11 protein-coding genes are annotated in these 13,268 nt (G+C 63.1%); all 11 read left to right on the top strand.

What is annotated here, in order from left to right:
• Nucleotides 1–221 precede the first annotated feature (221 nt).
• On the top strand, nucleotides 222–1,706 hold the full coding sequence (locus tag RWJ89_RS23075; protein ID WP_316031493.1) for a sugar ABC transporter ATP-binding protein: 1,485 nt from the start codon (nucleotides 222–224) through the stop codon (nucleotides 1,704–1,706).
• Nucleotides 1,703–2,764: an ABC transporter permease gene (locus RWJ89_RS23070; protein ID WP_316028858.1), complete on the top strand. Its 1,062-nt coding sequence runs from the start codon at nucleotides 1,703–1,705 to the stop codon at nucleotides 2,762–2,764. Before RWJ89_RS23075 ends, RWJ89_RS23070 begins: the two co-directional genes overlap by 4 nt.
• A gap of 16 nt (nucleotides 2,765–2,780) precedes the next feature.
• Nucleotides 2,781–4,178, top strand: coding sequence for an LLM class flavin-dependent oxidoreductase (locus RWJ89_RS23065; protein WP_316031492.1), 1,398 nt, complete (start codon nucleotides 2,781–2,783; stop codon nucleotides 4,176–4,178).
• 140 nt (nucleotides 4,179–4,318) lie between these two features.
• The gene (locus tag RWJ89_RS23060; RefSeq protein ID WP_316031491.1) at nucleotides 4,319–5,941 is read left to right on the top strand and encodes an ABC transporter substrate-binding protein; all 1,623 of its coding nucleotides are present in this window, start codon (nucleotides 4,319–4,321) and stop codon (nucleotides 5,939–5,941) included.
• A 40-nt stretch (nucleotides 5,942–5,981) separates the two neighbouring features.
• Complete coding sequence (locus RWJ89_RS23055; protein WP_221946720.1) at nucleotides 5,982–6,971, top strand: ABC transporter permease; 990 nt, start codon at nucleotides 5,982–5,984, stop codon at nucleotides 6,969–6,971.
• A complete protein-coding gene (locus RWJ89_RS23050; RefSeq protein ID WP_316031490.1) occupies nucleotides 6,968–7,801 on the top strand; it encodes an ABC transporter permease in 834 nt (277 codons plus the stop codon). Before RWJ89_RS23055 ends, RWJ89_RS23050 begins: the two co-directional genes overlap by 4 nt.
• Nucleotides 7,798–8,589 carry an ABC transporter ATP-binding protein gene (locus RWJ89_RS23045; RefSeq protein ID WP_316031489.1) on the top strand — a complete coding sequence of 264 codons (792 nt, stop codon included), beginning with the start codon at nucleotides 7,798–7,800 and terminating at the stop codon, nucleotides 8,587–8,589. Before RWJ89_RS23050 ends, RWJ89_RS23045 begins: the two co-directional genes overlap by 4 nt.
• Nucleotides 8,586–9,368 carry an ABC transporter ATP-binding protein gene (locus RWJ89_RS23040; protein WP_170269307.1) on the top strand — a complete coding sequence of 261 codons (783 nt, stop codon included), beginning with the start codon at nucleotides 8,586–8,588 and terminating at the stop codon, nucleotides 9,366–9,368. The genes RWJ89_RS23045 and RWJ89_RS23040 overlap by 4 nt, the downstream gene beginning before the upstream one ends.
• 11 nt (nucleotides 9,369–9,379) lie before the next feature.
• Nucleotides 9,380–10,474, top strand: coding sequence for an aminotransferase class V-fold PLP-dependent enzyme (locus RWJ89_RS23035; RefSeq protein ID WP_077979793.1), 1,095 nt, complete (start codon nucleotides 9,380–9,382; stop codon nucleotides 10,472–10,474).
• 71 nt (nucleotides 10,475–10,545) lie between these two features.
• Nucleotides 10,546–11,409 carry a glycerophosphodiester phosphodiesterase gene (locus tag RWJ89_RS23030; RefSeq protein ID WP_316031488.1) on the top strand — a complete coding sequence of 288 codons (864 nt, stop codon included), beginning with the start codon at nucleotides 10,546–10,548 and terminating at the stop codon, nucleotides 11,407–11,409.
• A 181-nt stretch (nucleotides 11,410–11,590) separates the two neighbouring features.
• Complete coding sequence (locus RWJ89_RS23025) at nucleotides 11,591–13,246, top strand: sensor domain-containing diguanylate cyclase (RefSeq protein ID WP_025398538.1); 1,656 nt, start codon at nucleotides 11,591–11,593, stop codon at nucleotides 13,244–13,246.
• Nucleotides 13,247–13,268: the final 22 nt, after the last annotated feature.

Genomic DNA, 13,268 nt, shown 5'->3' with positions numbered 1-13,268 from the left:
TAGCAATCGGGAGCGTCGTCTGACAGGTCTGGCAGCCCTCGCGACGCATCGGATTATTAGATATAATATCTATGTTTTTAGTAGATTAAATGATCCGATTTTATGGGCTGTGGGAGATTCTTTGTTTCCCGAGGGCGGTTCGCCGGGAAAAGCCGTGCCTGGAGTTTGACCGCCCAGACAGGGCACACTCCGGCTTCGATTGCAGTCCCGGACCTTTATCGATGCCGCTTCTTCACATTGACAATATCACCCGCAGTTTCGGGTCGACGAGGGCGCTTGCCGGCGCTGATTTTTCTATGGAACGCGGCGAGATCGTGGCGCTGATGGGCGCAAACGGCGCGGGCAAATCGACGCTGGTCAAGATCCTTTCCGGCGTGCTTCCGGCCGATGGCGGCATGGTCAGACTCGATGGCCGCGACTTTGCGCCGCGTAGCCCGGCCGAAGCGGCAAGGGCCGGTGTCGTCACGGTGCATCAGTCGACGGATCTCGTCGGCGCGGCCGGTCTGACCGTTGCCGACGCGCTGCTGCTCAATCGCCTCGCCGACCGCAGCACACCTTTCTTCGTCTCGCGCGCCGGCATCCGCCGTGCCGCGCAGTCCATGCTCGATGCCGCCGGCTTTAGCCTGCCGCTGGACCGTGATTTCGGGGACCTCGCCAGCGCCGATCGGCAGCTGGTGGCGATCGCCCGGGCGCTTGCCAACCGTGCCGACCTCCTCATCCTCGATGAGCCGACGGCGAGCCTTTCCGGAGAGGAAAGCCGCCGCCTCTTCGATATTCTGCTGAAGCTTCGCAAGCGGGGCCTGGCGATCCTCTATATCTCGCACCGCACCGCCGATCTCGAAGCCATCGCCGACCGCGCGCTCGTCATGCGCGGCGGCCGCGTCGTCGGCACCTTCTCGCGGCCGATCGATTTTTCGAGCGCCATCGAGACGATGATCGGCCGCAGACTAGATGCGGCCCGGCCGGATGCGCGGCCTGCGATTGGTCCGGCGATTTTCGAGATGCGCAATGCCCGCTTGCTCTCTGAGGCCGCATCCTTCGATCTGTCATTGCATGAGGGCGAGGTGGTGGCGGTGACCGGTGTGCTCGGCGCCGGCAAGAGCCGGCTGCTGTCGGCGATCTTCGGGCTGGCGGCGCTTGCCGGCGGTGCGATGTTCCTCGGCGGTCGGCCCTACCGGCCGAAAGGTCCGGCCGAGGCGATCGCCGCAGGTGTGGCGATGGCGGCCGAAGACCGTCATCGTTCTTCGCTGATGCCGCCGGCATGGCCCGGCCATTCGCTGTCGGCGACGATCAGCCTGCCGCATCTTGGCAAATGGTATCCGCGCGGTTTCCTTGTCGGCGGCCGTGAACGACGCGAGGCCGAACAGGCGATCACTCGTCTCGGTATCAGGGCCCCGGGCCCGCTCGCCTCGGTCTGGTCGCTCTCCGGCGGCAACCAGCAGAAGGCGGTGATCGCCCGCTGGGAGGCGGAACCGAGCCGGCTGCTGCTGCTCGACGAACCTTTCCAGGGTGTCGACGTCGGCGCCCGTCATGACATCATCCGGGCAATCCGCGCCCGCAGGGATCGGGCGACGCTGATTGCGACCTCCGACCCGGAGGAAGCCTATGAGGTGGCAGATCGCATCCTCGTCATCGACCGCCACGTGTTGAGGCCCGCGGCAGAGGGGGCCGCTCTTGCCTCCGCCATTCAGGGAATATCCGCATGACGACGATCGACGACGACACTCTTCCACAGGCAAGTGCCCGGCCAAAGGCGTCGCCGCAAGCCGATAGCGGTCGTCTTGCAGCACTCGGGGCGTTCCTCCGGGCGGGCGCGGTGTTCATCCTGCTTGCGCTGCTCGTCGTCGGTTTCACCGTCGCCGAGCCCGCCTTCATCAATATCGCCAATCTGATGAGCATCCTGCAGGCGGTGTCCGTCGTCGCCATTCTCGGCGCCGGAGTCACCGTCACGCTGGCGGTCGGCGGTTTCGACCTGTCGATCGGCGCAGTCGCCGCATCCAGCGTGATGGCGGCCAGCTATGCGATGATCGTCTGGCATCTTGATGCCTATGCGACGGTACCGCTGGTGCTCGCCTTTGGCGCTCTGGTCGGCCTCGTCAACGCCTTCCTCATCGTGCGCCTGAAGGTGCCGGATCTTTTGGCGACGCTGGCGATGATGTTCCTGCTTTCCGGCCTGCAGCTGATCCCGACCGCCGGCCGATCTATTTCGGCCGGCCTCACCCTGCCCGACGGGTCGAAGGCGACCGGCGCTTACGACCCCGCCTTTTTGCTGATCGGCCGCTATAGCATCTTCGGCACCCTGCCCGTTTCGGTGGTGCTGATGGCGGTGGTCGCCATCGCACTCTTCATTCTCACTGAACGCACCCGCATCGGCCGATTGCTGTTTGCGACCGGCGGCAACGAGGTCGCGACCCGTCTTGCCGGCGCCTCGACGGTGCGGCTGAAGACGCTCGCCTATGTGCTATCGGGCACGCTGGCATCGCTCGGTGGCATTGTCATCGCCGCCCGCGTCGGGCGTGGTGATATCTCGTCCGGCGGCTCGCTGCTGATGGATTCGGTCGCTGCCGCGTTGATCGGCTTTGCCGTCTTCAACCTGCGCCGCCCAAACGTGCTTGGCACCATTGCCGGCGCCGTCTTCGTCGGCGTGCTGCTGAACGGCCTCACCATGCTGAACGCCCCTTACTACACCCAGGATTTCGTCAAGGGCGCCGTGCTCGTCGGCGCGTTGGCGCTGACCTACGGCCTCGGCCGTAGCAATCCCTAATTCCAAGGAAGAGAACATGACCCGCGAAATCAGGCTGAACGCCTTCGATATGAATTGCGTCGGACACCAGTCGCCAGGGCTCTGGCGCCATCCGCGTGACAAGTCCTGGACCTACAAGGATCTCGACTATTGGGTGCATCTGGCAAAGACGCTGGAACGCGGCAGGTTCGACGGGCTGTTCATCGCCGACGTGCTCGGCGTCTACGATGTGTTGAACGGCAATGTCGATGCTGCACTTCGCCATTCGGCGCAGGTGCCGGTCAACGACCCGCTGCAGCTCATCCCCACCATGGCCTACGAGACCGAGCATCTCGGCTTCGGGCTGACGGCATCGCTCTCTTTCGAGCATCCCTACACTTTCGCCCGCCGAATCTCGACTCTCGATCACCTGACCAAGGGGCGCGTCGGCTGGAATATCGTCACCTCCTATCTCAATAGCGGCGCGCTCAATATCGGCCAGCCCGCACAGACCAAGCATGACGATCGCTACGACCTCGCCGAGGAATATCTCGAGGTCTGCTACAAGCTCTGGGAGGGAAGCTGGGAGGACGGCGCCATCGTCCGCGACCGGGAAAGCGGTATCTTCACCCATCCTGACAAAGTCCACCCGATCCGCCATTCCGGCAAGCATTTCAACGTGCCCGGCATTCACTTGAGCGAACCCTCGCCGCAGCGCACGCCGGTGCTCTACCAGGCGGGCGCCTCCAGCCGCGGCAAGGACTTCGCCGGCGCCCATGCCGAATGCATTTTCGTCGCATCCCCGTCGAAGCCGGTGCTGAAGCGTTACGTCGCCAATGTCCGCGAGGCGGCCGAACGCTTCGGCCGCAACCCGCGCGAAATCCTTGCCTTCAATCTGCAGACTGTGGTTCTTGGCGAAACGGATGCGGAGGCGCAGCGGAAGTTCAACGAATACCGCAAATACGCCTCCTTCGAAGGGGCGCTGACGCTGATCTCCGGCTGGACCGGCATCGATTTCGGCCAGTTCGGACCGGACGAGGTGCTGCGGCACCGCCATACTAATGCGGTGCAATCGGCTGTCGAGACCTTCACCACCATCGATCCTACCAAGGAATGGACGGTGCGCGAAATGGCCGACTGGGTCGGCGTCGGCGGTTTCGGCCCTGTTTTCGTCGGCTCGCCGCAGACGGTCGCCGATCTGATGCAGGAGTGGATCGAGGATACCGATGTCGACGGCTTCAACCTCGCCTATGCCGTGACGCCCGAAAGCTTCGAGGATGCCGTCGATCTGCTGGTGCCGGAACTGCAGAAGCGGGGCGTCTACAAGACCGACTATGTCAAGGGAACGCTGCGGGAAAAGCTTGGGCGTACGGGACCGCGTCTCGTTGCCCCGCATCCGGGTGCTGCCTACCGTAACCTGGCGGGAGAACCGGTCAGGCTTGCCGCCGGCGGCTGACCGGCAGTGATTGCTCGGGCGAATGCGCGCAGGTTGGAAAAATATCTCGCCCGGCCGGGCATTCGAATTTAATATCTGTCGCAATGATCTTTTCGCTTCGAATATAGTCCGGCGAATTGTTCACAGATCAGGAGGGGGTCATGACCGTATCATCTATCTCGCGGCGCACGCTGGTGAAGGGCACTGTTCTGCTGCTTGCCTCGACGGCGCTCGCCCGGCAGGCGCTTGCGCAGACCGCGCAGACCACCCCGGGCGGCGGCGGCCGGCTGATCGTTGCGGCCGATTCCGAGCCGAAGAACCTCAATCCTGCCATCGTCGCTTCGAACGGCGTCTTCTTCGTCGCAAGCAAGGTGATCGAGCCGCTCGCCGAAGCGTCGTTCGACGGCAAGGACGGGCTTTCACCGCGCCTCGCCACCTCCTGGGAGGGCTCGGATGACGGCCTCTCCGTCACCTTCAAGCTGCGCGACGGCGTCACCTGGCACGATGGTAAGCCGTTCACCTCGGTCGATGTCGCCTTCTCCGCGCTCAACATCTGGAAGCCGCTGCAGAATCTGGGCCGCCTGGTTTTCGCCAATCTCGAAGCCGTCGATACGCCTGACGATTACACCGCCATCTTCCGCTTCTCCAAGCCGACGCCGTTCCAGCTCATCCGCAACGCCCTGCCTGTCGTGACCAGCGTCGTTGCCAAACATATTTTCGACGGTACCGATATCGCCACCAACCCGGCTAACAATACACTGATCGGCACCGGTCCGTTCAAGTTCGCCGAACACAAGCCCGGCGAATATTACCGGCTGACGCGCAACGAGAATTACTGGGACAAGGAACAGCCGAAACTCGACGAGATCATCTTCCGGGTGCTGCCCGATCGCGAGTCGGCGGGTGCAGCACTCGAAGCAGAGGAAATCCAGCTTGCCGCCTTCTCCGCGGTGCCGCTCGCCGATCTCGACCGTATTTCGAAGGTCGCCGGCATCAAGGTGATCTCGAAGGGCTATGAGGCCCTGACCTACCAGCTCGTCGTCGAGATCAATCATCGCCGCAAGGAACTGGCCGACCTCAGGGTGCGGCAGGCGATCGCCCAGGCGATCGACAAGAAATTCGTGGTCGACACGATCTTCCTCGGTTATGCCGCCGCCTCGACCGGCCCGGTGCCGAAGAATGCGCCGGAGTTCTATACACCCGATGTCGCGACCTATGCGTTCGACCCTGCGGCCGCCAACGACATTCTCGACAAGGCAGGATACAAACAAGGGCCAGACGGCAACCGCTTTACGCTGAAGCTTCGCCCCGCGCCCTATTTCAACGAGACCCGGCAGTTCGGCGATTACCTTCGCCAGGCGCTCGCGGTGATCGGCATCAATGCGGAGATCGTCAATGCCGATGCGGCCGCGCACCAGAAAGCGGTCTATACCGACCACGACTTCGACCTCGCCGTCGGTCCGCCGGTCTTCCGCGGTGATCCGGCGATCTCCACCACCATTCTCGTCCAGTCCGGCACGCCAGCCGGCGTGCCCTTCTCCAATCAGGGCGGCTACATCAATCCGGAGCTCGACAAGATCATCAAGCAGGCATCGGAGACTGTCGACACGGCGGCGCGCACCGATCTCTACCGCAAGTTCCAGCAGCTCGTCGCAGCCGACCTGCCGCTGATCAACGTTGCGGAGTGGGGCTTCATCACCGTTGCGCGCGACAGCGTGCTCAACGTCGCGGACAATCCGCGCTGGGCCGTCTCGAACTGGGGCGATACCGCGTTGCAATCGTGATAGGATCGGCGGCAATTCCCTTCCAGAGGCCCTGTCAGGCGTGAAACGAGCCATCATCCTCCTGAGGCGCAGGGCGATCAGCAGCATTCCAGTGCTGCTGATCGTGGTGGTCTTCACCTTTTTCCTGCTTGAGTCAGCCTCGGGCGATGCTGTCGACGCCTATCTCGGCTCGATCGGCGGCGGCGATGCCGCACTTAGGCAGTCGCTGCGCGAGAGCTACGGCCTCGACGAATCGATGTTCGCGCGCCTCTGGCTCTATTTTTCCTCACTCGCACGCTTCGATCTCGGCTGGTCGGTCGCCTTCGGCCGGCCGGTCGGTGCGCTCATTGCCGAACGCCTGCCTAATACGCTGCTGCTGATGGGCAGTGCGACGGCGCTATCCTTCGGCCTCGGCTCGGCGCTCGGCATCCTTGCCGGGGCGCGGCCGGGCGGCCTGCGGGATCGGCTGCTGTCGATCGGCTCGCTGATCGTCTATGCCATTCCGAGCTTCTGGCTTGGCCTGGTCCTGAGCATCGCCTTTTCGGTGAAGCTGCGCTGGTTTCCGATCGCCGGCGTCGAGACGATTGCTTCCGGCAAGACAGGATTTTCGCGGGCGCTCGATATCGCCGATCATCTGGTTCTGCCGGTCGGCGCGCTGGCGCTGATCTATCTTGCCTTATTTCTGCGGGTGATGCGCAGCGGCATGGCCGAGGTCTGGAAGCTCGATTTCGTGCTCTTCGCCCGGGCCAAGGGGCTGTCGCGGAGCCGGATCGTGCTGCGCCATGTCGCGCGCAATGCTCTGCTGCCGCTCGTCACCATGCTCGGGCTGCAATTGGCGGCCATGCTCGGCGGCAGCGTGGTGATCGAGAGCATCTTTGCAATCCCGGGCTTCGGGCGGCTGGCGCAGGAGGCGGTCAACGGCCGCGACGCGCCGTTGTTGATGGGCATCATCGTCACCAGCGCCGTCCTGGTCATTTCGGTCAATTTCCTCGTCGATCTCGTCTATGCCGCACTCGACCCGCGCATCGGCGCATCGGAGGGCGGCGCATGAGCTGGCTGCGGCGCCTGCTACGCACGCCGGAAGGTGCGGCCGGATTTGCGATCCTTCTCGTCCTGCTTTTGGCCGGGCTGCTCGCTCCCGTTATTTCGCCGGGCGATCCGCTGAAAATTGCCGGCCGCGCCCTGCTGGCGCCGTTCACCGATCCGGCTTTTCCGCTCGGCACCGACCGTCTCGGCCGCGACGTCCTGGCGGGCCTGCTCTATGGTGCCAGAACCTCGCTTGCCGTCGGCCTCGCGGCAGCGTTTGCGGCAATGGTGCTTGGGCTCTGCGTCGGCCTTGCGGCCGGTTTTGCCGGCGGGCTCGTCGACGAGGCGCTGATGCGAGTGGTCGACGCCTTCCAGATCGTGCCGGCTTTCCTGCTCGCCCTCGCTTTCGTCAGCACTATCGGCGTGTCGACGCCGGTTGTCGTCCTTGCCATCGCACTCGGGACCTGGGCCGATCCGGCGCGGGTGACGAGAGCGCAGGTGCTTGCGATCCGCGAGCAGGATTATGTCGCCTCGGCAAGGGTGATCGGCATGCATCCGGCCGAGATCGCCTTCCGCGAAATCCTGCCGAATGCATTGCCGCCGGTGCTGGCGCTTTCGGCCACCATCGTCGCCGGTGCGATCCTCACCGAGGCAGCGCTTTCATTCCTGGGTCTCGGCAATCCCAATATCGCCACCTGGGGTTCGATGATCGCAGAGGGCCGCAGCGTGTTGCGGCCGGCATCCTATCTCTCGGTCATACCGGGTGCTGCACTCGCAGTGACCGTGCTCGGCGTCCATCTCTTCAGCGAGGGTCTGGGCAAGGCGCTTGGCGACAATGGCATGAGGGCGGCATGAGCGGGATTTTATTGAGCCTGCGACAGCTTTCGGTCACCTATGGGGGCAGCAGCGGTGCAGCCGCGCTCGACCATATCGATCTTGATATCGTCGCCGGCGAAAGGCTGGCGATCATCGGCGAAAGTGGTTCCGGCAAGAGCACGCTTGCCCGCGCGCTTGCCGGTCTGCTGCCGGAGGGAACGAAGGTCGGCGGCGAGATACTTTGGCCCGGCCTTGGTCATCCGCCTCGCCCAGGCCGCGACTTTGGCTTCGTCTTCCAGGATCCGGGCTCCAGCCTCAATCCCGTTTTGACGATCGGCGAGCAGATCGCCGAGGGCGCCAGGCGCCATCTCGGCCTCAGCTGGAGACAGGCCTATGCCAGGGCCGAGGAATTGCTTGAGCGGGTACGGATACCGCAGCCTGACAAGGTGATGCGGGCCTTTCCGCATCAGCTCTCCGGCGGCCAGCGTCAACGCGTGGCGATTGCGGCGGCCATTGCCGCGAAACCCGCTCTGCTGATCGCCGACGAGGCGACCAGCGCGCTCGACGTCGTCGTCCAGGCCGAGATCGTCCGCCTGCTCGACGGGCTGGTGCGCGAGGATGGCATGACGCTGCTCTTCATCACCCACGACATCGCGCTGGCCTCGGGCTTCGTCGATCGCATCGCCGTTTTCCGCAATGCGAGGCTGGTCGAGGCAGGTCCCGTCCGCTCGGTGCTTTCGGCGCCTGAGAGCGACTATACCGCCGCCCTCATCGCCAGCCATCGCGATCTCGCGACGCCGCCGCTGATCGCGGAGGTGCCGTCATGAACGACAGGCTGCTTTCCATCGAAAACCTGTCGAAAAGTTTTTCGTCTGCGGGACGGCGGATTGCTGCTCTCGATAATGTGTCGCTCACCATCGCGGCGGGGGAAACGCTCGGTCTCGTCGGCGCCTCAGGCAGTGGAAAATCGACGCTATCGCGCATCCTGCTGCGGCTTGTTGCTGCCGATGCCGGCTCGATTCGCTTCGAGGGAGAGGATTGGCTGGCGCTGAATGGTGCGCCTTTGCGGCGCCGGCGGGCGCGTATGCAGATGGTGTTTCAGGATCCGCTCGCCGCCTTCAATCCGCTGGCGAGCGTCGGTGCAGTGCTCGACGATCCGCTTCGCATCCACGGCATCGCCGGCAAGGATCGGCGCCCCGGCGAGATCATCATGCTACTCGAGCGTGTCGGCCTCACCGCAGATCATGCCGCCCGTCCGGTGCGGGCACTCTCCGGCGGTCAGCGGCAGCGTGTAGCGATTGCGCGGGCGATTGCGACGCGGCCCTCGCTGCTGGTGCTCGATGAAGCGGTCTCGGCGCTTGATGTGACCGTGCGCGGCAGGATCCTGGAGCTTCTGGTCGATCTGCAGAAAGAACAGGGCATTGCCTGTCTGTTCATTTCGCACGATCTTGCCGTGGTCCGCGCTGTCTCCCACCGCATCGCCGTCATGGATGGCGGACGGATCGTCGAGACCGGACCGGCAGCGGCGGTCGTTGCCGCGCCGCAATCGGCGGCCGCCCGCGCACTCGTTGCCGCCGTTCCCCGTCTCGTGACCGATCCTTGCTGAAGGAAGTATCCATGTCCGATCTTGATTGGAATCCCCTGCATGGCGTGCCCTCCTATCCCGCCGGGCGCTACGCCGTCCTTGCCGACAGGATTGGCGGTATCTTGCACAGCCGCAACGACATAGTGCTGGTGCAGGCCGAGGCGGTGGTGGCGCTGGAGGCGGCGGCGGCCAGCCTTGCGCGCCCCGGCCTTTCAGCGCTCAACATCATCACTAGCCCCTATGGTGGCTGGTTCGGGCAATGGCTGCGCCAGGGTGGCGCGACGGTTGAGGATGTTGTCGCCGAACCGGGCCTGCCGATTGAGATCGAATCCGTTGCAAACGCGCTCGACGCCGGTGCTCACATCGATGTCCTGGCGCTGGTCCATGCCGAATCCGCAAGCGGCATTCTCAACCCCCTGCCCGAGATACTGGCGCTTGCCCGAGCTCGCAACATCGTCACCGTCGTCGACGCGGTCGCCTCGGTCGGCGGCCATCAGCTCGACGTCGACGATCTCGGCATTGACATCGCGGTGATCGGGCCACAGAAGGCGCTCGGCGGCCCGGCCGGCGTGTCCGCAATTTCAGTCAGCGGCCGCGCCTGGGATCTGATCCTCAGAGACGGCGCCCCGCGCGAGTCGATCTTGTCTTTGGCCGATCTGAAGAGCTGGATCGACGGCGGCCGGCGTAGCCTGCCGGGAACACCGGCGCCGCTGGAATTCTTCGCGCTGGAGACGGCGCTCGACCGCATCGAGGCTGAAGGCCTGGAGAATGTCGTCGCCCGCCATGCCCTGGCGGCATCGGCGACACGGGCAGGGCTTGCCGCACTCGGAGCCTCGGCCTGGGTACCGGCAGCAAAGGCTTCGAACCTGGTGACGTCGGTACCAGTGCCGCAGACACTGGAGCCTGCCGCGCTGATCGCAACCGCCGGGCAGCTCGGGGTCGAGCTGAGCGAAGGCGTCGGAACCGCACCGGCCCGTCTCGTGCGGCTGAACCACACTGGTCCGCGCGCCGGATTCCAGATGGTGCTTTCGAATGTCGTGGCGTATGGCGCGGCCCTCAGGCAGGCCGGGCATCCCTCGGACATAGCAGCCGCTTCGGAGGCGATATCCTCGGCCTATAGCCGATGAAAACCGTATTCGGCTCTTGATCATCACGGTTCGTCAGGGCAGGAATGTGGCATCGCGGAGACTTGGTGCAGATGACGAGATTGCTGGATGCGCAGGGGCTCGAGATTTCGCATGAGGGGCATCGCACCCGCCTGAAATGGCACCGCCTGCGCAAGCGGTTTTCCGACCCGCTGTTCTCAGCCGAAGTGATGGCGGAGGGCTTTGCGGCGGGCGCCTCGATGGAGCTCGATCTGCGCGTGCGCGCCGACGGCGGTTTCGTCGTGCTGCACGACAAGGAACTCGAAGGCGAGACGACAGGACATGGACCGGTCGCCGAAAAGAGCGTCAGTGACCTCAGCGATATCAGGATGCAGGAGGGCGACCGGCCGCTGATCCTCAGCGAGGATCTCGCTGCCATGATGCAATCGGCGCATCCAGCCGCATTGCTGCAATTCGACATGAAGGACGACTACGAAGCGATCGGCGCCAGGGGCGTCGCGCATCTGACCACGCATTTCCGCGATATCACAGCCTCGGTGATCGTCAGTGGCGACAGTCTCGACCTCATCGTCGCGGTCAAGGAGAAGCTTCCCCATCTCCTGCGCGGCATCGATCCGACCAACAAGCTCTACGATATCAGGATGGCCAACGGCTGGAAGGCGGTCGAGACGGAACTGCGCGCCGACCTCAGCGGCCCGACCGAACCGGACACGATCTATCTGCACTGGCCGCTGATCCTTGATGCCGCTAATGCGGGGCTGGATATGATCGCGCTCTGCCAGGACGAAGGCAAACGTGTCGATGCCTGGACCTTCACCCTGAAGGATTCGGAGGCCGATTTCAGCGAAGAAGAATGGCGGAGCTTTTCGGCGCTGATGGCGCTGAAACCGGATCAGATCACCACCGATGAGGCGCCGGGGACCGAACGTGCCTGGCGCCGCCGCATGGCGGATTAACCGGCCGGCTTACAGCACCGCGCGTCTTTCGAGATGCGCAAAGGACGCTGCAGCACTTCGAATTGTTGCATCATGCCGAAAGGTGTGAGAGGTTTCGATACCCTGTTTCTGGGGTTTGTTGCATGTTTTTTGCAGTTTGCATCATTTTAAACTTCTGATGCTATCCATAGCCAGCAGACAAATGTTGGTGTCCGAAATGCAAGTTGTTGATGCCGATACAATTACTCGACAAGCAAATTCCAACTTGCAGGACGCGTGGCATCTTGGCTGTACAGGCCGTTCGCTTGAGGCACTCACACTGGCCGGCGAAATTCTGGTTGATGCCAAGACTCGGGGCGACGATCGGCTCGCCGCTCAATGCGATACTGACATTGCCTGGTACTGTTTTCAAATCGGCAAAGCCGAACTTGGACTGACGCATGTCCGCCGGGCGGTAGACTTCTGGAAATTGAGCGGGGAGCCCAAACAAGAATCCTGTGCCCGGGCGTATTTCGGATGGTTGCTCTTGGAATTGGGCTTGCCGGAGGAAGCGATCCAAGAAGCGACGCGCGCGCTTGATCTGGCCGACAAGACAGCAGATCCGAAAGCGCAAAGCCTAGCGACCAACGTGATTGGAATTATCTTCTGGTACAACAAGCAGCCCGACCGGGCCATCTTGATGAGCGAGAGGTCCGTCGAACTCGCCAGATCGATCGGCAACAAGACCTATGAATGCTGGTGGCTGATCAATCTCGGCGGCGCTCATTCGGAAGGCGGATATATCGCGGAGGCGCTCGGCCAGCCGGGACAAGGACGCCAGATGCTGGTGAGAGCGCTGGAACTGACCGAACAGGCGCTCGACATCGCAACTGAAACCGGTGACAGCTGGGCTGCTCGCATCTGTCTCGGCAATAAAGCCGAGTTCCACAGCCACCTGGGCGAGCATGACGAGGCGCTCCAGTGCATGGTCCGCTACCGGTTATTCCAAGAAAACAGCTATGTCAGGGACAGGCAGCAATATCTCTACACCTTGGGCCAGATCTACAACAATTCCGGAAAATTCGAAGAAGCCCTGTCACCGCTGCTCGAGGCGGTGGAGCTGATCGACGCCGGCGGCAGTTTCGATTCCTGTATCCAGATCTATCTTTATCTGTCGCAGGCCTATGAGGGGCTGGGACAGTTCGATCCGGCGCTGGCGGCACATAAAAAATACCACCAAGCCTATTTGCGCAATAGCGCCGAGAGAACCCAGCAGCGCGCACGTCTCGCGGAAATCTACTATGAAACCAGGCGGTTTAAGGAAGTCGCCGAAACGGAGACGAAGCGCGCGGAAACGCTGGAGGCCTCCTATCAGAAATTGCAGGAGCAAACCGATATCCTTGCCAGTGCCGTCTATCTGGACACGCTGACCGGGCTCTATAACCGCAAATATCTCGACAGCCGCTTTCAGGAACTGACGTCTGAGAAGCGTCCACATTCCATCGCGATGCTGGATGTCGACCACTTCAAGTCGATCAACGACAACTTCTCTCACATGATCGGCGACCGGGTCCTGAGTACCATTGGGGCCATATTGCGCAGCCAGTTGCGAATTACCGATCAGGCAGTTCGCTTTGGCGGCGAGGAATTCGTCGTCCTGCTCGCCGGCGCTCCCCGAGGCGCCGCCGATGTCTGCGAAAAGCTGCGTTCGGCCATTGAACAGTGGGATTGGTCCGAGATCTGCAACGGGCTGCACGTTACGATCAGCATAGGTGTTGCCGGTACCCTGTCTGCCAAGTCTCCGAACGAGATTTTGGCGATCGCCGATCAGAATCTCTATGCGGCGAAAAAGAGCGGTCGCAATCGCGTTGTTGGGTAGCGCTCGCAGTTTCGCCATTCGG

This window comes from Rhizobium sp. 10PS4 (assembly GCF_032464805.1).
Lineage (GTDB): Bacteria > Pseudomonadota > Alphaproteobacteria > Rhizobiales > Rhizobiaceae > Rhizobium > Rhizobium laguerreae.
The sequence above is the reverse complement of the archived record's forward strand: the minus strand, read 5'-3'. Positions and strand labels throughout refer to the sequence as shown.